Genomic DNA, 20,167 nt, shown 5'->3' on the forward strand with positions numbered 1-20,167 from the left:
GAGGGATACATATGGCATACTTATTGAAAAATAAATTTGTCCGTGCGGTTCTTATTTCCGCACTGTTTTTACAGATCGGCATCTGGGTGCGGAATTTTTCCGTCCTTTTGTTTGTCACTGAAAAAACAAATGGCGATGCGATGGCAGTGTCGATGATTTCTGTAGCAGAATTCCTGCCAATTTTTGTTTTTTCATTTATCGGGGGGACATTTGCGGATCGCTGGCAGCCGAAAAAGACAATGATTTGGTGCGACCTTCTCAGTGCGGTATCCGTTTTTGCAGTGATCATTGCACTGGTATTTGGAACTTGGAAAGCCGTATTTTTTGCTACATTAATCTCGTCCATACTGTCGCAATTTTCGCAGCCGTCCGGGATGAGGCTGTTTAAAATGCATTTGCAGGAAGACCTGATTCAATCCGCGATGTCAATATATCAAACAATTTTTGCATTTTTCATGATTTTAGGCCCGATAATTGGCACCTTTGCGTATCAAAGATTCGGGATTGATATTTCTATCTTAATAACCGGTATTGCCTTTTTGCTTTCAGCCGCATCGTTAACGATGATTCCGAAAGACCGGGTGGAAGAAAATCATCAGGGGCAAGGGAATCTATGGAAGGAAATGAAAAGCGGTGTCCGATATGTGCTCGCCAAAAAAGAATTAAAGCTGCTTGGCATTTGTTTTCTGGCTGCCGGCCTTGGTGTCGGTTTTATCCAGCCGCTGAATATTTTCCTGGTTACCGAGCGTTTAGGGCTTCCAAAAGAAAACCTGCAGTGGCTTGTAATGGTGAATGGGATCGGCATGATTGCGGGCGGCGCCTTCGCGATGGCGTTTTCGAAATCCACTCCTCCCCAAAAATTGCTGCTGTTTGGAATGCTTGCCAACGCGATCGGGATGGCAGTCGTCGGTGTTTCCGCTTCGCTTTGGTTAACGCTGGCCGCGGAATTTGTTTGTGGTTTATTTATGCCCTGCATCCAAATCGGAATTAACACGATGATTTTACAAAAAACGGAGTCAGCCTTTATCGGCAGGGTAAATGGCACCCTAAGCCCCTTGTTCACGGGTGCCATGGTCATTACAATGAGTATTGCCGGGCCACTGAAAGAGTGGCTTTCGATCACCGCGGTATTTGAAATCGCCGCGTTGTTGTTTGTCATTGGGCTTTGTTTTATTTTACCGATGTATAAGACTGCCAGGCCGGGAAATCTTGAATCGCTGAGAGGCAAAGGGTAATTCTGATCTTCATGCCAAATGGCGGAGGGGATTAACTCCCCCTCCGTTTGGCAAGTGCCCACAGCGAGGCCCCGGCGCCGGCAGCCAAAGCAGCTGAGGTGAGTGGATGTTTGCTCATTTTCACATACCAGCTCGTTTTTCGTATCCAGCCTTTGTTGGTGCCCCTTTCATGCAATCCGTAACCGGGTTGGTAGAGGGCGCTGTCTGCTTTCGATTTTGAAGGTCTGTCGCTGTGCTGGGTGCGGTACATTGTCCGTTCCATAATTTTATCCATCACCCGCGGAGCAAGCCGTCCGAACACGGCAACCAGTTTGGCCTGCGATCCTACATACATATCGCGCTTCGGATGTTCGGCCGCAAAAAGGATCGCTTCGGCAACGGCTTCCGGCGGGTAGATCATTGACATATAGTGGGCGGGCTGCTTGTCCAGATAGCTGTGCGCATGTTCATTATAAGGTGTATCGATTTTGCCGGGGTGGACGAGTGTAATGGAAACGGGGGCATTTTCTTTTTCCAGTTCCATGCGGATGCTTTCCGTCCAGCCATGCAGCGCGAACTTTGCGGAGGCATAGGTGGACTGGATCACCGTGCCCCTGTCGCCGAACAGGCTGCCGATATTGATGATGGCTCCCGGAACGCAGCGTTCTTTATAATGTCTCACCGCAACCCGTGTTCCGTAGACGACATCCCAAAAATTCGTATCATACATCCGTTTCATATCTTCAATGCTGACATCCATGGCTTCCCCGAAAATAGAGATGCCGGCATTGTTCACCCATGTATCGAAACGCCCGAATTCCCTGATCGCTGTTTCGACAATGTGGTTCACATCTTCTTCGCGCCCTACATCAGCCCGCCCCCACACTGCCGAACCGCCTTTATTCTTTATTTCATTAACAAGCACTTTCAGGGCGTGTTCATTTCTTGCAGCCAGTACCAGTTTCGCACCTCTTGCAGCGGCTTTCCTGGCAGTAGCCAGCCCGATTCCGCTCGATGCTCCGGTAATGACGATTACCTGGTCTTCTAATGGTTTTAACATTCCGGAACCTGCAACAAGGCACGGCCTTATATTGGAACTGCATTTGATTGCCTGCGTTTTTATGAAAGTTCAAACAGCCTTGCAGTATGATGTGTTTACCAAAACTGAATAACCTTGGGAAGCCCAAGGTTAGAACGGGTCGTTATTTTTTGTATCCGAAAATGATTCAATGGCGTGTTCAAGTGCATTGTAAGCTTGTCCGAATGCCGCAGAAGATGAAATGGTTCCGGCGTGTTCAAGTTCAGGCTGCGAATTTTTTGCCTGTTCCAAAGCCGTAATGGCGTTTTTAATCATCGTTCCTTTATCGCCGTACTGCTCCTTTGCCTCCTGCAGCTGCCGGATGCATTGTTCCAGTTCAACGGATTCCGGATTGCTGTAAGCATTCTCCAGCTTTTCTTTCACCTGTTGTAAAATTTCTTTCAATGGTTCTCCTCATTTCTATCATAAAATGTTCAATATGTATATTTTGTCTGATACGGTTTTTATATTTATGCGGTATGCTGTAAATAAGTTTAAAGAAATATGTGTATTTTCACTTATCATATCAAGTGGAACATGTTATAATGAAAAAAATAATGTGTGAGGTGGATTCATGATCAGAAAATTATTGAAATCGTTTTTAGGCGGCCAAAAGCATTCGTACTCAAGCAGCCATGCCCATGACAGGTACCATAAACCGCATTTCGGTTCCCGTTCCTCTTCCGATCATCACTACAAATCCCATTACGGCCATAAACATTATTCGAAAAGACGTAAGAGCGGCGGATTTTTCAGCAGCTGATGCAACAGTGGCTGCATTTCCCGCAATTCCTGATTGACCGGCCGTTACGCAGCGGCAACATGGTCCAAGATTACCGGATTGTGAAAATGCTCGGGATCGGCAGCTACGGTTATACCTATCTTGTTGCTGCTGATCATACATCAAAAATGAAAGTGTTGAAACAGCTCCGGAAACGCAAACTGCGGATGAATGGACACGGCCTGTTTCAGCGTGAGAAAAAGATTTTAAAAAGGCTTCACCATAGCAGTATCCCAAGGCTTTATGATGAATTTGAGTGGCAGGGGCGCCCGTTTTTTGTGATGGAACAGATGCCCGGTAAGACATTTGAAGATTTGATTTTTGGATACCATCAAGTTTTTACAGAGCGTGAAGCGTTTCAGATAACCAGGAACATCCTGGATATTGTTGCTTATTTCCAACGTAAAGAGATTGTCCACCGTGACCTCAGAATTCCCAATATCCTATACAGCGAAAAAGAAAATAAGATCTCGATTATCGACTTTGGGCTTGCCTGCCATGTTGGTGATGCGGATGAGGCAAATCCCGAACCGCCGCCGATGAGAGAGCCTTATTTTCGAAGCGACTTTTATGCACTCGGGCATTTTATGCTTTTTTTGCTTTACTCGGGATACCGGGCGGCAGAAAAAAAGGAAAGGCCTTGGTATGAGGAATTGCCGCTGTCAGAAGAAGGGTGCCTGATTTTAAAGAGAATGCTGCAGATTGAGCAGGCTTACGAAACAGTTGATGAATTGATTGCAGACATGGAGGCATGGCTGCAGGCTGCCGATGCAGAGGAAATGGTTTTCAAAAAAACAGGGAACAGCCGGTTTTAGGTTGTTCCCTGTTTTTTTCATTTCCGCCAAATTTCAAATACCGGGCCGTGGCTGCCGTATACCGGGTCGGTTTCCGGAACGTCAACGTTTCGAATATTTTCTTTTAATTCAGCTGTTTCTTTTCTGTGGAGGTCGTAATCCCGGCCATTCGGATAACCGCCGATGACCGCAAAATCATCGCTTGATTCGATCAGCCTGTGCCCGGTTCCTGCAGGCAGGAGCATGACATCGCCGGCAGAAACTGTAAATATTTTTCCATTCGGTCCGCCAAGCTGCACCTGTGCGTGGCCCCGGCTTACCCCCAGCACTTCATGCGAGTTGCTGTGAAAATGGTGGTACGGGAAAATCGTCCATTCCCAATTGTTTTTCCAGTTGTGTTTTTGAAAAGTGGTTTTGATCTGGTCCTCATGCCCTTTGAACACACTGTGGTACAGCAGGACAGGCAGTGTCGGATTGTTCGGGATTGTGCCGTCATCATCGAAATATACGGTTGAGACGTCCTTTTCTGCCGCAGCAGCAGGCGTCTCATTGCCTTTGAAAGCAGAAAAAGCAGGCTGGCGGCAGAAAGGACTACCTTGTTTGAAACCGGCCATCTTTTTACCTCCTTGAATGGTGCTATATTTTTATTATCCTTTTTGGAACCAGAAAAAACTACTTATTTGTTGGGAATGCACTCAGCATGCGATTTTGATCAATAAATTCCACGCATATTGGCAGCCAGGCCGGCAATACGGCCGCAATGAAGCACAAACACAAAACAGGAACGTTTTCGGACGCAATGCGTTTTTTTACAAACGAAGGATCATCTTAACAACGGTATGATGAATAATGGGTTAGATTTAAAAGCGTGTTGATTTTACAACATCATGGTACAATCCTTATGAAAAATTGTTGCAGTCAGTTTCTCATTGTCAAAAAAGCAAAACACCTCCTGTTTCCATTTAGGAAATCAGATGTTTTTTCGCTGATCAGGCTTTGTGCCTGCCGCGCAAAGTCCAAATTTGGTAAAGCATAATGAGGGATTCGAAAATCGTTAAGTATGTCAGGACAACCCAGCCAAACATTAAATACGGATAAGTTGCGGCCTGGACGGGTGGGCTTGTCAAATAGCTTCTAAAGTGGATGCACAGAAAAACGGCAACTGTGCCAATCAGCAGGAAAAATAAGATTCCTTGGATAAGTTTGCTCCTTGTTTTGCCGGCTTCAGCCGCATACTGCTTTTCCCAGCCATTCTTCTGGTGGGCGGATAATTTACCGAGCCATACTTGCCCAAACGTAATTAAGTTTACCCAGAGGTAGATTTCAGGGCTGATCAATAATGCCGCAAGAATGATATCGATCGGCCGGCTCATTGGGGTTTTGACAGCTAAAATCGTATTGAGAATGGATGCCAGTACGACTGGTGTAAGCCAGATCCATGACCAATGGAACTGTCCGGTTGCAAATGCGCCGCAAAGCAGGAATATAAATAGCCCCCGTACAGCCAAGTCTGCCAGTGATCTGAATTGTGAACGCCAAAGTTTCCCGGAGTGGCGGGTTTTAAGATGCAAATCTTTATTCGTTAAGAGATTCACCGTTCCGGACTTCCATTTGTTTCGCTGTTCCCGGTAAGTATGGTAGGATCGCATCGCGTCAACAAAGCATCTGGCTGTGGGGCTGATCAAAGTTTTCCAGCCGGATCTTTGTAATTGCCAAGTAAGCATCATATCTTCTACATCACTTTCATTTTCCCAGGGGCCGTCCAGTTTATTTGAGTTTACCACGTCCAGCAAGGCTTCAGGCCGGAATAAAGTCGCCTGGCCGCCAAGGACGTACGTGCTGCCGCCGTGATATTGTAAATCCAGCAGCCAGCTTGCCATGTCTTGCTTTTGCTGATGTGTCCACCATCTTGCAATCGGTCCGCCATATTCCCCGCTAGCAATTTTTTCTTCATAGTGGACATCATCTTTAGACAGCAGGCTTTTCTTTTTTGGCATCCGCATTGTATACTTTGCCATCACGCCGCCGATATTTCTTTGGCTCATCAGGCCGTCCCACAAATGTTTTAACGCATTTGGCGCAAGCCGGCTGTCTGCGTCCATTCCAAGGATGGCTTTTACCGATTGTTTATACAGTTCCTGATAAGGGGTGAGCTCCTTTTCATAAATGTCCATGACATCACCATAAATATTTTTCCACGCAGCATTCAGTGCGCCGACCTTCCTAAGTTTGTTATTTTCTGTTACGAGTACTTTCAAGTTTAAATGGAATTCCTCTCCAGCCAGCAAAGCCAATTCTTCTGTTTGGTCTGTGCAGTTGTCTGCAATCACAAAAACATCTAAATCCACTCCTTTTGGAAGGGATTGATCACCAAGCCCGGCCAGGCAGTCGCGGATTGCTTTTTCTTCATTATGGGCAGGAATGAAGGCCACAATTCTTGGTTTCATATAGGTTTTTCTAATCTTTGGAATACTGTTGACAGTAAAATCCTCACTATGCAAAACATCAGAATTTAAAATCAAGCTCATATTTCCGTATCACTTCCTTTTGATAATGGATGCATGTATTTAATCGTGTTTTTCCTGTAAAAATATAAAATTTTTCATCCGAATAAAATCTTCTTTATTCATCCCTTCCTTAATAGCTTCTTCCAAAAGGCTTTCCCATTCTTCATCAAACAAATTGTTCCGGGGGGTTAAGACATCCTGGAGTAAATATTCCACTGTGGTATCCAGCGGCTTTGCAATTTTTGTTAGAAATTCCAATGAAGGGTTGAAGCGGATTTCCCGTTCAATATAACTGATATAAGATTTAGAAACCCCAGCGCGCTCCGCCAGCTGATTGATGGAGAGACCTTTTTTCAGCCGCAATTCTTTGATCCTGTTTCCAATCATCTTTCTTCTCCTTTAGTGTTTAAATTCTGCATCTGACGTTCATTATATAAAACATACAGTTCTTAATAAAATACAGGATTGCTATGGAAATGAAAGGAAAATGGAGAAACTTTGCGTTTTTCGTTCTTTATTACGAAAATACGGCGTTTTTTAAGAAGTTTGGATAATGAAATATAAGTATTAAAAAACTTGAGAGGGGAATGAATCTGTAAAGTTTCTATTATTTGTTCACTATAAAGATACAGAAATTTAACACTAGGGTGTTCTTTATAATGAACAAAGAGTGTGGAGGGAAAACAAATGAACATTAGAAATAGGGGGATGAAATTTAAAATGCAAATTCCAATTTAAATTTTTCCCGGAAAATGCCGGCGAAGCGGGGGTATTTTGTCCTAGCTTGCCAAAACAGCGCCTGCCATTTACCAAACGAATATGTACTTTTTTGATTTCAGGCATTGCTTATTCTATTGAAAAATCTGATAAAAAAATATTGACAACGAACATACAATCTATTATTCTGTTATTAGAACAAATGTTTGCAAAGGGATGGGGAAATGGCAACGATTATAAACAGTATCGGATTGAAAGGAATTGAAGGTTATTTGGTTCAGGTTGAAGTCCAAATGGTAATGGGCAGCCAGGGGATCAGTATTGTCGGGCTGCCTGATGCCACGGTAAAGGAATCGAAGGAAAGAATTTTGGGCGCCTTAACTTCTTCTGGATGCATGCTGTTAAAAAACAAAATCATTATCAATTTGTCACCTGCCGACCAAAGGAAAAAAAGTCCGATTTTTGACCTTGCGATTGCAATCGGGGTGATGAAAGAAATCCATTATTATCGTGACAAAATTCCGGAACACACTGCGTTTTTGGGATCGTTATCGCTGGACGGGTCTGTAAAATCTGTAAACGGGCTGCTGCCGGCCGTAATTGCAGCAAGGAATGCAGGCATCAAAACACTGTATTTGCCTTCTGCTGCAGAACTTCCCTTCACAAAACTGGAGGGGTTGGAATTAAGATTTGTAAATCATATTCGTGATGTCCTGCTATCTTTATCCGGAAAAATATTGCCTTCTATCCCGCAAGCCGCATCTTTATGGTCAAATGAAGAATCCTACACCTTTGATAAGGATTTCAGTACTGTTCGCGGGCATCGCTACGCAAAATGGGTACTGGAACTCGCAGCTGCCGGCAGCCATAATGTATTGATGTACGGGGCGCCGGGCAGCGGGAAAAGCATGCTTGCTGAAACTTTTCCATCCATTCTGCCGCCCTTATCGGAATATGCCCGTTATGAGGTGATGAGCCTGTACCAGCTTGCAAATGTGAGCGTAACTTCTTATGCCAAACCTCCATTTAGATCACCCCATCATTCATCATCAGCCGTCTCCTTAGTTGGCGGCGGATCAAATCCTTTACCGGGAGAAGTTTCACTTGCACATCGCGGTGTTCTTTTTCTTGATGAAATTGCCGAATTTCCAAAACGTACATTAGATATGCTCAGGCAGCCGCTTGAAAACGGAAAAGTCACAATTAGCAGGGCCTCTTCAACTGTCACTTATCCAACCCGTTTTTTGTTATTGGCAGCGATGAATTTATGCCCCTGCGGCTATTTGGGATCACCGTATGCGTATTGTACCTGCACCCCAAGGCAAATTAGGGCTTATCAAAATCGGATTTCCGGCGCCATTCTGGATCGGTTTGATTTTTTGCTTCATGTACGGACTGTTTCCTTAGTCGATGAAATTGGACGGCAAGAAGAAACTTCGGCAAGCATTCGCACACGGGTGATGAGAGCCAGAGAAAGACAGTATGAAAGGTATCAGGCAGAAGTATGCAACGGCACGGTAGCAAATGAATTATTTTTTGAAAAAAATTCGCTGAATAAAAGCCAAAGCCTGTTGCTTCAACAATACGCAAGTAAAGAAAACTGCAGCAGCCGTGTGCAAATGAAAATGATTCGTCTGGCCCGCACACTTTCGGATTTGCAAGGCGAGAAGAACATTACAGACGAAGCCTTGTGGAAAGCCTTGAAAATGAAAAGGCATTTTAATTCGGAAAAGCAAAGTATAAAACAAGCATAATTGATTCATTAGAAAGATATGGATCAATGCAGGATGGAATACATTTCCATCAGGTTATCTTCCGCCAACCGGTGATTCATTTTATAAACCAATTTTTAATTATCTATTATTTTGAAAATAAGTATATCGGACAAGTATATTGGAGTGGACATTTTATGAAGTCGTTCTTAAAAACATTGATAATCATAACAGGACTGTATGTTATCACCAATATCCTTTTTGATTTAAACTTCAATCCTGAAATACATCTTGTAACAAAAATCATTGAAGCTTTATTCTTTCTATTGTTATTAATCTATGTTGTTTTTTTAAACAATAGTTGATTTCACTTAATAAAGCGCACCGTATAAATCCGTCCTCCAGTTGGAAAGCTATTTAAAAAGTTTTTTTGAAAGGATGATTAATCAGGATGGCTAAGAAAAATGAAAAAGAGCCGACGATCGCAACCGGGATCGATGACCAGGAAGAACTGAATCAAAAAGCAACGGAGGAAGAAATAGAAAAAGGCGAATATACGAGTGTAACCAGACTATCTTTAGATGAGAATGATCCGAGTTAAGATCACAGGTTAAATATTGTTGCATTCTTGCAAATGTCTTTAGAAATCTTCCAGGTTTTACTTAAGAAAAACCAAAGGCCGGAAAGTAACCGGCCTGGAAATGCTTAATTCTGAGATAGGTTTATAAATGCTTTTTGGGCATTCACATGGGTCTTTGTAATCTTCATTTGATACAGCCAATCGGAAACTTTCTTCCAGGAGTCTGGATCTTGATAAGCAAAAGGTTTATTTTTCTCATCCATCAGCGGCAGAAGAATTTGAAGGCTCTTTGTTTCAATATTTTTATTAAGCGGAGATGACTTATCCTCATGCTTCAGTAAGATGGCAAGACTTTTTTGAGGGTGTTTTTTGACATACTGCTGGCTTTTATCAGCCGCCGCCAGGAACTTTTTGAACAGTCCGGGATGTTGTTTGATTTTGTTTTCATTGGCTATGAAAACCAATTCATAATAGTCGGGAACGCCGTAATTGGCCGGATTAAATGCCCTGACATCGTGTCCTTCCTTTTCGAGCAGCAGCTTTTCATGATTGACGAAACCGCCGACAATGGCATTTGTTTTATGCGTTGTAATGGCAGGAATTAAATCATACCCAACATCAACCGTCTTCATTTTGTTAGGATTTCCTCCATTTTCTTTCACCATTGTGCGGACAACTGCCTCCTCGAGTGGAATAGAAGAGTAACCTACTTTTTTTCCGGCCAAATCTTTTGGAGACCGGATATTAGAAGCAGCCGGCACCATAACGCGATTGAGTGTATGGTGAACCAGCACACCGAAAGACTGGACAGGAATATTTTCATCGCGGGCAATTAAAACTTGCGGCTGGTAACTCAGTGCAATGTCCATTTGATTTGCGGCGATGAGTTTTAATGGGTCGTTTGTATCGGATGGCATTTTGATGGTCACATCGAGCCCCTGGTCTTTAAAGTATCCTTTTTCTTGAGCAACATAGAGAAAAGAATGTACGGCATTTGGGTACCAATCCAGCATAACCGTAACTTTTTGCAAATGGCCTTTTGCATCGCGCTTTGATCCTGTGTCCGCTCCGTTGTCGCATGCGCTTAATACCAGTGTGAAAGCAATGAGTAGAAACGCTAATTTTTTCATTTTTGAATCTCCTTCTTAAGTTCTTGTTTTGTATTTCAAGAATTTCTTTTCTGCAAAGGTAACGAACAAAAATAAAACCACACCGAGTGCCGCCAGCAAAAAGACGGATGCAAAGACAGCAGCGGCCTCCAGATTTCCGGACATTCTCCGGCTGAAATAGCCCAGCCCGGCACTTGCCCCAAGCCATTCTCCAATCGTTGCGCCCGTGACACAATAAACAATTGTTAATTTCAGCCCGGATAAAAATTGGGGAAGCGCCATTGGAATCAGGAGTTTTTGAAACATGATCCGGCGGCTTGCACCCATCGTCTGAAACAGGTTCTGATAGCTGGTATCGACCGTTTTTAACCCATCATAAATACTGATGACAATCGGAAAAAAGGCTGTCAAAATAATAATGGCCACTTTGCTCCAAATGGTATAACCAAACCACATCATAAAAATGGGAGAAATGGCGACAAGCGGGATGGTTTGCGAAACGACAAGAAATGGGTAAAGTAATTTTTCCATGGTGCGGGAAAGATACATCGCGATGCCAAGTACGATTCCCCCGGCAACAGAAAAAATAAAGCCAATGCAAACCTCTTCCAATGTAACGGGCAAATGGACAGCAAATAATTGCTGGCGGTTTTCTATCAAAGACTGATAGATTTGAGCAGGGGATGGAAGTATAAATGGCGGGACTAGTCCCCTGTTTATTACCCATTCCCAGCCGCTTAAAAGAACCATAACGGCAATACAGAACAGTCCGTAATCTTTTCATCCATTTTTGCCGCTTCATTCCGTTAGAACACCTCCGTTTTCATGGTTCACCGGCGGGAAGCCACACAGAAAACAAAAAACCCGCACCATTTCCGGAAGAAATGAGCGGGTCATTATTCAATACCGATTTGTTTCTATCAGTTGCGCAATGACGATCACCTTCCCTCCGCTGGTATCATCCAGATCAGGTTCAAAGGGTCCGGGACAATGCGTCCCATCTCAGCCCGATGGCTCCCCTAGTGAAATCATGACTATTATTCTATTATTTAGATAACGTAGTAGAGTATAACACAAATTCTGGCAAATCGAAAGGGGCAGCTGACCCTCGAGTAAAATTTTACACATACGGAATTTCAGGCAAACTGAGTCATTGCTTGTGAGGCAGCATGGAAAAAATGCCTGCCTTGCTGCCTCCGGAAAATGAGGCTTCATTAAAAATTTGTACTGCAGGAAAGTTACTTTTTAAACATCCGCTCCAGTGCCAAAACAGCGCCGCGAGCTGTTTCTTCATCTACTTTGATCACATTTGTTTCCTTTCCGTCTATAATATTTTCAAGTGACCAAAGCAGATGCGGAAGGTCAATCCGGTTCATGGTCAGGCAGGGGCACATGATTGGGTTAAGGGAGATAATATGTTGATCCGGATGGCGGTTGATGAGCCGCTGCACCAGATTCATTTCAGTTCCAATTGCCCATTCACTGCCGGATGGCGCATTTTCGATGGTTTCAATGATATATTTTGTTGAGCCATTTAAGTCGGCCCGGGCGACAACTTCACGGGAACATTCAGGATGCACAATGATTTGCATTTGGGGATGTGTTTGCCGTACAAATTCAATATTTTTTACCGTGAAATGCGCGTGGACAGAGCAGTGCCCTTTCCAGAGAATAACTTTGATATTTTCAAGTGTGCCCTCATAGATCAATTTAGTTTGAATCGGGTCCCAGACAGCCATTTCGGTTAAATCAACACCCAGGTCATAAGCGGTGTTTCTTCCGAGATGCTGATCCGGTAAGAACAGGATTCTTTCTTTTTGGGTGAAAGCCCATTCCACCATGTTTTTCGCATTGGAAGAGGTCACTGTCGCACCGCCGTTACGGCCGACAAATGCTTTTATTGCAGCTGTTGAATTCACATAAGTTAAAGGAAGGATGGTGTCGCCAAAATAGGATTGCAGCACATCCCATGCCCGTTCGGTTTGGTGGATGTTTGCCATATCTGCCATCGAACAGCCGGCACGCATATCTGGCAGGATGACGGTTTGTCTGTTGGATGTTAGCATATCCGCTGTTTCTGCCATAAAATGAACACCGCAAAATACAATATATTCGGCTTCACGGTTATTTGCGGAAATTTGCGCCAGTTGCAGTGAATCACCGGTTGCATCAGCAAATTGGAAGACTTCTTCCCTTTGGTAATGATGGCAGGGGATAAATAACTTTGAGCCGAGGTCTTGTTTGATTTCAAAAATTCTGTTTTCCATTTCTGTTTTGGTTAGTGATTTGTATTTTTCCGGCAATGTGTGTTGAACACTGCGCAATGTTTCCAGCAAGCTCATGAGTGGGCCTCCTTGCATGATTTATTTTGGACAATCGCGCTGATGTCCAATGCCTGATAGGAATGGGTCAAAAAACCAAGTGAAATCCAATCAATGCCGGTTTTGGCATAGTCATGAATATTTTCCAAGGTAATTCCGCCAGATGCTTCGGTTATGATATGTTCCGGTACGAGTGAAAGCCAGGCGGCGATCTCTTCGGGGGTGCGGTTATCAAACATGATGATATCTACGTTTGCTTCAATCGCTTCCCGGAGCTGATCTTTCGTTTCAATTTCAACTTCAATTTTTACCGTATGCCCGACGTTTTCTTTCACTTTTTGAACGGCTTTTGTGATGCTGCCGGCAAAAGCAATATGGTTGTCTTTCAACATGACGGCATCGTACAAACCGCGCCGGTGATTGAAGGCGCCCCCGGATTTTACGGCGAATTTTTCCAGCATCCGTAAGCCGGGTGTTGTCTTTCGTGTATCACAGATTTTCGCGCGGGTTCCTTCTGTCTTTCGGACTGCAACATGAGTGGTGGTTGCAATCCCGGACATGCGCTGGATTAAATTTAAAACCACCCGTTCACCGGCAAGCAGGTTCACGATAGCGCCGCGGATTTCCGCCAGTACTTGACCTTTTTCAAGCGGGGCTCCGTCCTCCACATAAACTTGGGCGTCAATCGCGCTGTCCAGGATCCGGAAGCCATCTTCTATGACCATTTTTCCGCAAAAGATACCGCTTTGTTTTGCGGTAAAAGTCAATACGCCTGTTTGCGAGGGGGGAAAGATAAATTCGCTATTGATGTCGCCATCCCCAATATCTTCTATGAAAAAATCCTTAAGCATGGACTGAAGTTTGATTCTGTTCATGAAAACCTCTCCTTATACGGATGCCTTTTGCGATCGAGTGGACAATGTATTGGTCTTTCCAATCGCCTCTTTCTTCCGGATAATCGGAGCGGATATGTGCCCCTCTTGATTCGGTTCTGAACAAAGCAGATTGGGCAATTAAACAGCTGTTTGTAAACATAAATACTTTTTCAATTTCTTCTCTTGAAAGGTGGTCGAGCGACTGTTGAAAGAATTCATTTACGTTTAAGCTTTTGAGCCATTCCAGGTGAGCCTGCAAAGCTGTTTCTTCGCGGATAATGCCGATTCGTTCCATCATCGCCTTTTTTAATTCCACCATATTTAAGCGGTCAAGTAATTTTGAGCTTAAAGGCTGGCGTTTGTCTTCAACAATGTCATGTGAACGATGAACCGGTGCATGGGAATTCAAAAAGACTGCCAGCCTTTTTCCAAACACAAGCCCTTCCAACAGGGAATTGCTGGCCAGGCGGTTGGCGCCATGGACACCGCTGCAGGCGGTTTCCCCGATTGCATACAATCCATGAACCGTTGTTCTCCCAAATGTGTCAACGAGAATGCCGCCCATAAAGAAGTGGCTGCCCGGTGCGACAGGGAGGAGGCCGGAATGGATGTCTATCCCGCTTTGCCTGCAGATCTCCGTGATTGTTGGGAATCTTTCCTCAAAATGTTCAAGATTCCTGATGTCTAAAAAAACCTTTTTTTGCTGTTTCAAAGTTTGGTAGATTTTATGGGCAACCACATGCCGCGGCGCAAGATCTTTTAACGGGTGGGCATGCGCCATGATCTTGTTACCGTCTTCATCGACCAGGATGGCGCCCTCCCCGCGAACGGCTTCTGAGATCAGGCCTTTTGTGCGGCCGTTTACGAAAAGCAAAGTCGGATGGAATTGGACAAACTCCAAATCTGCCAATTCAGCCCCTGCCCGGTAGGCCATTGCAATGCCATCCCCAATTAATTCAGCATGGTTGGAAGTATAGGGGTACAGGCTGCCGATCCCGCCCGTTGCCAGAACAATATGACTGCCAAAATACTGTTTAACCTCCCCGCTTTTTGATTTGGTTTTAACGCCGATCACATGCTGCTTATCAAGTGAAAGCATGAGTTCGAAAGCCAGTTCATGTTCAATGAAGGTAGCTTTTTTACCCAGTTGCATCAGCAGCTGTTCGATCACATATTTTCCGGTTGCATCTCCGCCGCAATGAAGGATGCGGTTTACATGATGTGCACCTTCCAGCCCCAGATCAAGGCCGCCGTTTTCAAGCCGGTCGACCGGCAGCCCGCTTGCGATCAGCGCTTTAACCGCTTGTGTGCCTTCTTTTACAAGCTTTTCCACTTCTTCATTTGCATGGTGATAACGTCCCGCCATTAATGTATCCTGAATATGTGACTCGTAACGATCTTCCGGCGATAGTACCGCGGCAATCCCGCCTTGTGCTTTATAAGAGTTGCTTGTTTTTTTGGCTGACTTTGTGATGATAATCACATTGTAGCGATCGCTAAGATGATTTGCCAGTTGTAAGGCGGCAATTCCGCTGCCGATGATAATAATGTTTTCCTTCATGTTTATCTCCTTACTTTACATATGTCTTGACACCTATCTTTACATAAAATTAAACTAAATACAAGTACTTTTTATGGAGGACTTGATATGTACTATTTTGATTATGCCGCGACAACGCAGATGAGCAAACAGGCATTACAAGCATTTATTGAAACAGCAGAAAATGATTACGGAAACAGCGAGAGCCTGCACGATGTGGGTTCAAATGCCCGTGAGGTACTTGAAAAATCGCGGTCATTTATAGCAGAGTATCTTGGTATCCCGAAAGAAGGCCTGTATTTTACATCGGGCGGGACGGAGGGCAATTTATTATCGGTGATATCACTGGCAAAAGGGGCGCGAAAAAAAGGAAAGCATGTGATTTCTTCTATGGCGGAACACGCATCTGTTCACGCTGCGCTCCGTTTTCTTGAGCAAAGCGGCTTTGAAGTGACAAGGATTCCTTTTACTAAAAACGGGATAGTTGATTTAGGCGCCTTACAATCTGCCATTCGTCCGGATACGGTTCTTGTTTCGATTCAGCACATCAATCCGGAAATTGGCACGATTCAACCGATCCGGGAAATTTCGCAGCTGGTAAAGCCAAAAGGCATTTTGTTCCATTCAGACTGCGTTCAATCATTTGGGAAAGCGGATGTGGCAAGCATGCTGCCGTTTGTTGACAGCATCACGGTATCTTCCCATAAAATCCATGGGCCAAAGGGAGTTGGCGCCGTTTATATCCATCCTGCCTGTGTTTTCAATCCGGTCTTCCCGCACCTCTCACATGAAAACGGATTTCGCGGCGGAACGGTAAATGTCCCCGGGATTGCAGGTTTTGCGGCAGCGGTTGAGGAAATAAAAATAGGTTATCAGCATCAGGATTTGGAGCTCAGAAAGCTATTAAAACAAGCTGCCGGAGATGCAGTCCATTTTATTGAAAGTGATCATGATTTCCAAATGCCGTCAATAATTGGGGCCATGATTCCGGGGGTACAGGGGCAGCTTGTCATGCTTGAATGCAACAAAGAAGGGTTTGCCATTTCAACCGGGAGCGCCTGCCAGGAAAACCACGAAGGCGGCAGCAAAGCGGTGGAAGCAATGGGATATTCAAAAGAAGCAACCGACCAGTTTTTCAGAATCTCTTTTGGGCGGTATACAACTAGGAAAGAAGTCATTTTGCTCGGGAAGGCTTTGAAAAAAATTGCTTTGGACTTTTGCCCGGTATCGGGGAAATAGATAATGCTTTGCAATAGCGATTGGCAAGAAACAGTTGATACACTTCCAAGCCTGGTAGCAAAGGAGAATAAAAAAAGCCTTTTCCGTATTGGAAATGGCTTCACTTAGACAGAATCAGTTTTTTTAGTTTATATTTTTATTTAAAGCAGCGTTTTTTGCTGCAGCTGTTTCTTTTTTATTTCTCGGGTAATGAATGAGGATTGCAATTACGCCGCAAATACCCATTAGGACCGGATAAAAGGAGTAGGGCATCATGCTGACAGGCGAGATGGAAGCCAGGCCGGCCGCCGCCAAAAATTGTCCGCCATAAGGGACAATGCCTTGCCATACGCTGGAGAACATGTCCAGCAAGCTTGCTGATTTGCGTGCATCAATGCCGTACTGGTCCGCTATTTCTTTTGCCAGCGGCCCTGTTATAACGATGGAAATGGTATTGTTTGCTGTCGCAACATCAACCACACTGACCAGGCCTGCAATACCAAATTCCGCCCCTTTTCTTGATTTGATTTTACTTGTAATAAAGTGTAAGAGATATTGAATGCCCCCGTTATAATGAATAAGCTCGACGGTACCGCCAATCAGGAGTGAAATGATGGCAAGATCTTCCATGCTGGCAACCCCTTTGGCTACTGTCTGCAAGAAACCGGAAAAATCATACGAACCATAAGTAAACCCGACAATTCCTGCAAAGATGGTGCCGCCAAGCAGTACGACCAAGACATTCACGCCGGCCAAAGCACTGATCAGAACTGCAACATAGGGAAGAATCTTCACCCATTCATAGGTATGGCTTCCGCTGATTGCTCCATGGTTGCCTGCTGTAATGGCGGCAAGGATAATGGCTGTAATAATGGCTCCCGGCAGTACGATAAAAAAGTTCACTTTAAATTTATCATTCATTTTCGTATTTTGGGTTCGTACGGCTGCAATGGTGGTGTCGGAAATTACTGACAGATTGTCCCCAAACATCGCGCCTCCAATAACCGTTGCCATTGCCAAAGCCATTGAAATATCGGTTTGCTGGGCGATTCCAACTCCGATTGGTGCAAGCGCGACAACGGTTCCCATTGAGGTGCCCATCGATAGTGAAATAAAACAGCCAATAATGAAAAGGCCTGGCATTAATAAATTTTCCGGCAGTATGGATAGCCCGAGATTGACAGTCGATTCGACCGCTCCCATTTCTTTTGCGACACCCGCAAATGCCCCGGCTAAGATGAAAATGAGGCACATTAAAATAATGTTCGGATGCCCGGCGCCTCTACAGAAAATATCAACCTTTTTGGCCAGGCTTTCTTTCCGGTTCATCATCAGTGCCACAGCGGAAGCGGTAATAACGGCCACGCTTAATGGCATTTTTGAAAAGTCTTTCGACAGAATTCCTGTACCAAGGAAAAGCAGCACGAATATTAGTAATGGTAAGAGTGCGAAGAAATTTTCTTTATTCGTTTTTTGTTCCGGCATAAAAATCCTCCTTGTTATGTCTTAATCTTGGCTGTTTTTAGTAGAATGATTGTGAATACCATCACTTCATGGTTATGCTGCCTATTGCTGCTCCGGCCCGTCATATACGGAAATGATTGAGACCGGAATACGGCAAATGTTTGCGATATTTTGCAGTTTTGCCATAGTGACTAAAGGCACTGCGGTGTATCTCCCAGCTTTTCTTCTCCAGCTTTTCCCTTACGAACACGAAAAAACCTCTCCAAACCTAAGAGAGGCATATCGAAATATATAACCTCTCTTATCTTTCAAAACACACGGTTTTGCAGGATTTAGCACCGGTTCATGCGATAAGCATGAAAGGTTGCCGAGCTTCACAGGGCCAGTCCCTCCACTACTCTTGATAAGAGAAATATTCTATTAAATTCATTGACTTCAGTATTCTAACTATATTAAATAGAGTGTAGGAAGTCAAGGTCCAATATTTAGGTGATGTTTATTCATATAAAAAGCAGTTATCGTATCTCATGATATTGTTGCGTACTACGGGAGGCTTTGGTGCGCGGAAAAAAAGTCCCGGATGCATTACAGATTATCGGATTTGACGATATTCCGCTCAGCCGGCTGCTGTATCCGTCCTTGTCAACAATACGCCAGCCGGCCTATGAAATGGGGATAGAAGCCGCAAAGCTGTTGCTGGACTGCATGAAGGGCAGGGCGAAAATGGACAGGAGAATAAAGCTGCCGGTTACTTTCATGGATCGGGAGACAACAAGAAAGGTGGAGAAATAAACATGGTGCAAGTTACAGTAATTGGAAGTGTGTCAATGGATTTGGTTGTTACAGCTGACAAAAGGCCGCTTGCCGGGGAAACCATTTTGGGGCATTCGTTTGAAACGGTGCCGGGCGGTAAAGGAGCGAACCAGGCAGTCGCAGCATCCCGACTGGGCGCTAAGGCAGTCATGATCGGACGCGTCGGCGATGATGTATACGGTGGGGCCATCCTTGAAAATTTGCGAAAGAACGGGGTTTCCACACAATATGTGGAACCGGTTACAGATTGTGCTTCGGGGACAGCCCATATCACTTTGGCAGAAGGCGATAACAGCATTATTTTCGTAAAAGGCGCGAATGATTTTGTTACGCCGGCATATGTGGAAAAAGCAAAAGAAGCCATCCGTACTGCAGATATTGTATTAATTCAGCACGAAATCCCACCGGAAACAGTAGAGTATGCGGCAACAATTTGTGAAAAATACGATGTGCCGCTTGTTTTGAACCCGGCGCCTGCCCGCCAGATTCCGAAAGAAGTAACAGAAAAGGCTGCATTCCTGACACCAAATGAACATGAATGTAAGGTGCTATTTGAAGGAATGAGCCGCACTGACGCCTTAAAACGGTATCCCAATAAACTGATCATAACGGAAGGGGAAAATGGGGCACGCTATTTTGACGGCAGTGAAGAAAAGGTCGTGCCAAGTTTCCCGGCTGAGACAGTGGATACGACAGGAGCGGGGGACACGTTCAATGCGGCTTTTGCAGTTGCCGTTGCAGAAGGAAAAGAGATCGGGGAAGCTCTCCGTTTTGCCAACCGGGCCGCCTCCTTGTCGGTAACCAAATTCGGGGCCCAGGGCGGAATGCCGACCCGCGAAGAAGTAGAAGGGCAGTGAAAAGAATGAAAAACAAGGGATACTAAACAGTTCGATTGCAAAAGTGCTGGCGGACCTTGGACATACGGATGGATTGTGGTAACAGACTACCAAAACAGGGAACCAGGTCTAGATAAACTACCGGAAAATAACTTGGCAATACTCATTCAAAAAGTGTAATAGGCCAGATATGATGGCAGGGACGAGGGACCTGTCCCTCTGCCCTATATTAAATAAACCTAAGTTTTAAGCATCAATTGCATGATTACTACTTATTATAGCAGGCAACAAAGTAGAATATTAGTTCACTTTATATAGTAATTTTCAACGACGTTAATAAATTGGTCAATAATACTTTTTTCTGTTTGCTGGTTATGAAGATTAATCTTTTTTACACTAATTTCTTCTCTCGCCATATTTAATGACTGCAATGCTTGTTTTTTGTTGTTCTTATAAAGTAAGAGTAATGCTTGGAACTTAATTTTAAGTTAAGTCCGTATAATTGTGTAAAAAGGGTTATCTGAATATGAGGGAATATGAAGTATAGGGGCTGTTTTTCTGGAGGGGGCTGGCCAGCCCCCTCCAGAAAAACAGCGGGATTTCATTTC

Annotated in this window: 18 protein-coding genes, 1 pseudogene and 2 riboswitches; of the genes and pseudogenes, 8 read left to right on the forward strand and 11 right to left on the reverse strand. The window is 44.3% G+C overall.

What is annotated here, in order from left to right; all coding sequences use genetic code 11:
- Positions 1-11 precede the first annotated feature (11 nt).
- On the forward strand, positions 12-1,235 hold the full coding sequence (locus tag C232_RS18705) for an MFS transporter (RefSeq protein WP_018664679.1): 1,224 nt from the start codon (positions 12-14) through the stop codon (positions 1,233-1,235).
- Positions 1,236-1,266: 31 nt separating this feature from the next.
- Here the strand turns inward: C232_RS18705 and C232_RS0113420 are convergent, their stop codons facing one another.
- Positions 1,267-2,274: an SDR family oxidoreductase gene (locus C232_RS0113420; RefSeq protein ID WP_018664680.1), complete on the reverse strand. Its 1,008-nt coding sequence runs from the start codon at positions 2,272-2,274 to the stop codon at positions 1,267-1,269.
- Positions 2,275-2,403: 129 nt separating this feature from the next.
- Positions 2,404-2,697: a hypothetical protein gene (locus tag C232_RS0113425; protein WP_018664681.1), complete on the reverse strand. Its 294-nt coding sequence runs from the start codon at positions 2,695-2,697 to the stop codon at positions 2,404-2,406.
- A gap of 169 nt (positions 2,698-2,866) precedes the next feature.
- Here C232_RS0113425 and C232_RS0113430 point away from each other — a divergent pair, with 169 nt between their 5' ends.
- Both C232_RS0113430 and C232_RS18710 read left to right on the forward strand, forming a co-directional pair.
- Complete coding sequence (locus C232_RS0113430) at positions 2,867-3,055, forward strand: hypothetical protein (protein WP_018664682.1); 189 nt, start codon at positions 2,867-2,869, stop codon at positions 3,053-3,055.
- On the forward strand, positions 3,055-3,888 hold the full coding sequence (locus C232_RS18710; protein WP_018664683.1) for a serine/threonine protein kinase: 834 nt from the start codon (positions 3,055-3,057) through the stop codon (positions 3,886-3,888). The genes C232_RS0113430 and C232_RS18710 overlap by 1 nt, the downstream gene beginning before the upstream one ends.
- Positions 3,889-3,905: 17 nt before the next feature.
- On the opposite strand, the gene C232_RS0113440 is transcribed toward C232_RS18710, so the two are convergent.
- The 3 genes from C232_RS0113440 to C232_RS0113450 all read right to left on the reverse strand — a co-directional run bounded on the left by C232_RS0113440 (position 3,906) and on the right by C232_RS0113450 (position 6,761).
- Entirely contained in the window at positions 3,906-4,481 is a 576-nt protein-coding gene (locus C232_RS0113440) for a cupin domain-containing protein (protein WP_018664684.1), read from the reverse strand.
- Between the two features lie 375 nt (positions 4,482-4,856).
- Positions 4,857-6,395, reverse strand: a complete 1,539-nt coding sequence (locus C232_RS0113445) for a glycosyltransferase family 2 protein (RefSeq protein ID WP_018664685.1) — start codon at positions 6,393-6,395, stop codon at positions 4,857-4,859.
- A gap of 39 nt (positions 6,396-6,434) precedes the next feature.
- Positions 6,435-6,761 (reverse strand): helix-turn-helix domain-containing protein, encoded by a 327-nt coding sequence (locus C232_RS0113450; RefSeq protein WP_018664686.1) that lies wholly within the window; start codon positions 6,759-6,761, stop codon positions 6,435-6,437.
- 554 nt (positions 6,762-7,315) lie between these two features.
- Between C232_RS0113450 and C232_RS0113455 the strand changes: the two genes are divergently transcribed.
- Together C232_RS0113455 and C232_RS20045 are read left to right on the forward strand one after the other, a co-directional pair.
- Positions 7,316-8,845, forward strand: a complete 1,530-nt coding sequence (locus tag C232_RS0113455) for a YifB family Mg chelatase-like AAA ATPase (RefSeq protein ID WP_018664687.1) — start codon at positions 7,316-7,318, stop codon at positions 8,843-8,845.
- A 409-nt stretch (positions 8,846-9,254) separates the two neighbouring features.
- Positions 9,255-9,404, forward strand: a complete 150-nt coding sequence (locus C232_RS20045) for a hypothetical protein (RefSeq protein WP_018664689.1) — start codon at positions 9,255-9,257, stop codon at positions 9,402-9,404.
- Between the two features lie 104 nt (positions 9,405-9,508).
- On the opposite strand, the gene C232_RS0113470 is transcribed toward C232_RS20045, so the two are convergent.
- The 5 genes from C232_RS0113470 to nadB all read right to left on the reverse strand — a co-directional run bounded on the left by C232_RS0113470 (position 9,509) and on the right by nadB (position 15,249).
- Positions 9,509-10,513 carry an ABC transporter substrate-binding protein gene (locus C232_RS0113470; RefSeq protein WP_018664690.1) on the reverse strand — a complete coding sequence of 335 codons (1,005 nt, stop codon included), beginning with the start codon at positions 10,511-10,513 and terminating at the stop codon, positions 9,509-9,511.
- Positions 10,514-10,528: 15 nt separating this feature from the next.
- Positions 10,529-11,152, reverse strand: coding sequence for an ABC transporter permease (locus C232_RS18720; RefSeq protein WP_306301579.1), 624 nt, complete (start codon positions 11,150-11,152; stop codon positions 10,529-10,531).
- A gap of 266 nt (positions 11,153-11,418) precedes the next feature.
- A riboswitch (TPP riboswitch) is annotated at positions 11,419-11,523 on the reverse strand.
- Positions 11,524-11,730: 207 nt separating this feature from the next.
- On the reverse strand, positions 11,731-12,834 hold the full coding sequence (gene nadA, locus C232_RS0113480) for a quinolinate synthase NadA (RefSeq protein WP_018664692.1): 1,104 nt from the start codon (positions 12,832-12,834) through the stop codon (positions 11,731-11,733).
- Positions 12,831-13,688, reverse strand: a complete 858-nt coding sequence (nadC, locus tag C232_RS0113485; RefSeq protein ID WP_018664693.1) for a carboxylating nicotinate-nucleotide diphosphorylase — start codon at positions 13,686-13,688, stop codon at positions 12,831-12,833. Before nadC ends, nadA begins: the two co-directional genes overlap by 4 nt.
- Complete coding sequence (gene nadB / locus C232_RS0113490; RefSeq protein WP_018664694.1) at positions 13,657-15,249, reverse strand: L-aspartate oxidase; 1,593 nt, start codon at positions 15,247-15,249, stop codon at positions 13,657-13,659. The genes nadC and nadB overlap by 32 nt, the downstream gene beginning before the upstream one ends.
- Positions 15,250-15,336: 87 nt before the next feature.
- Between nadB and C232_RS0113495 the strand changes: the two genes are divergently transcribed.
- Complete coding sequence (locus tag C232_RS0113495) at positions 15,337-16,467, forward strand: IscS subfamily cysteine desulfurase (RefSeq protein WP_018664695.1); 1,131 nt, start codon at positions 15,337-15,339, stop codon at positions 16,465-16,467.
- A 123-nt stretch (positions 16,468-16,590) separates the two neighbouring features.
- On the opposite strand, the gene C232_RS0113500 is transcribed toward C232_RS0113495, so the two are convergent.
- Positions 16,591-17,931, reverse strand: coding sequence for a Na+/H+ antiporter NhaC family protein (locus C232_RS0113500; protein WP_018664696.1), 1,341 nt, complete (start codon positions 17,929-17,931; stop codon positions 16,591-16,593).
- Between the two features lie 277 nt (positions 17,932-18,208).
- Positions 18,209-18,320: riboswitch (SAM riboswitch) on the reverse strand.
- A gap of 130 nt (positions 18,321-18,450) precedes the next feature.
- Between C232_RS0113500 and C232_RS0113510 the strand changes: the two are divergent.
- A pseudogene (locus C232_RS0113510) lies at positions 18,451-18,702 on the forward strand (substrate-binding domain-containing protein); the annotation flags it as partial.
- A gap of 2 nt (positions 18,703-18,704) precedes the next feature.
- Complete coding sequence (gene rbsK, locus C232_RS0113515; protein WP_018664698.1) at positions 18,705-19,580, forward strand: ribokinase; 876 nt, start codon at positions 18,705-18,707, stop codon at positions 19,578-19,580.
- The last annotated feature ends 587 nt before the right edge of the window (positions 19,581-20,167 follow it).

Source organism: Heyndrickxia acidiproducens DSM 23148, assembly GCF_000374345.1.
Lineage (GTDB): Bacteria > Bacillota > Bacilli > Bacillales > Bacillaceae_C > Weizmannia > Weizmannia acidiproducens.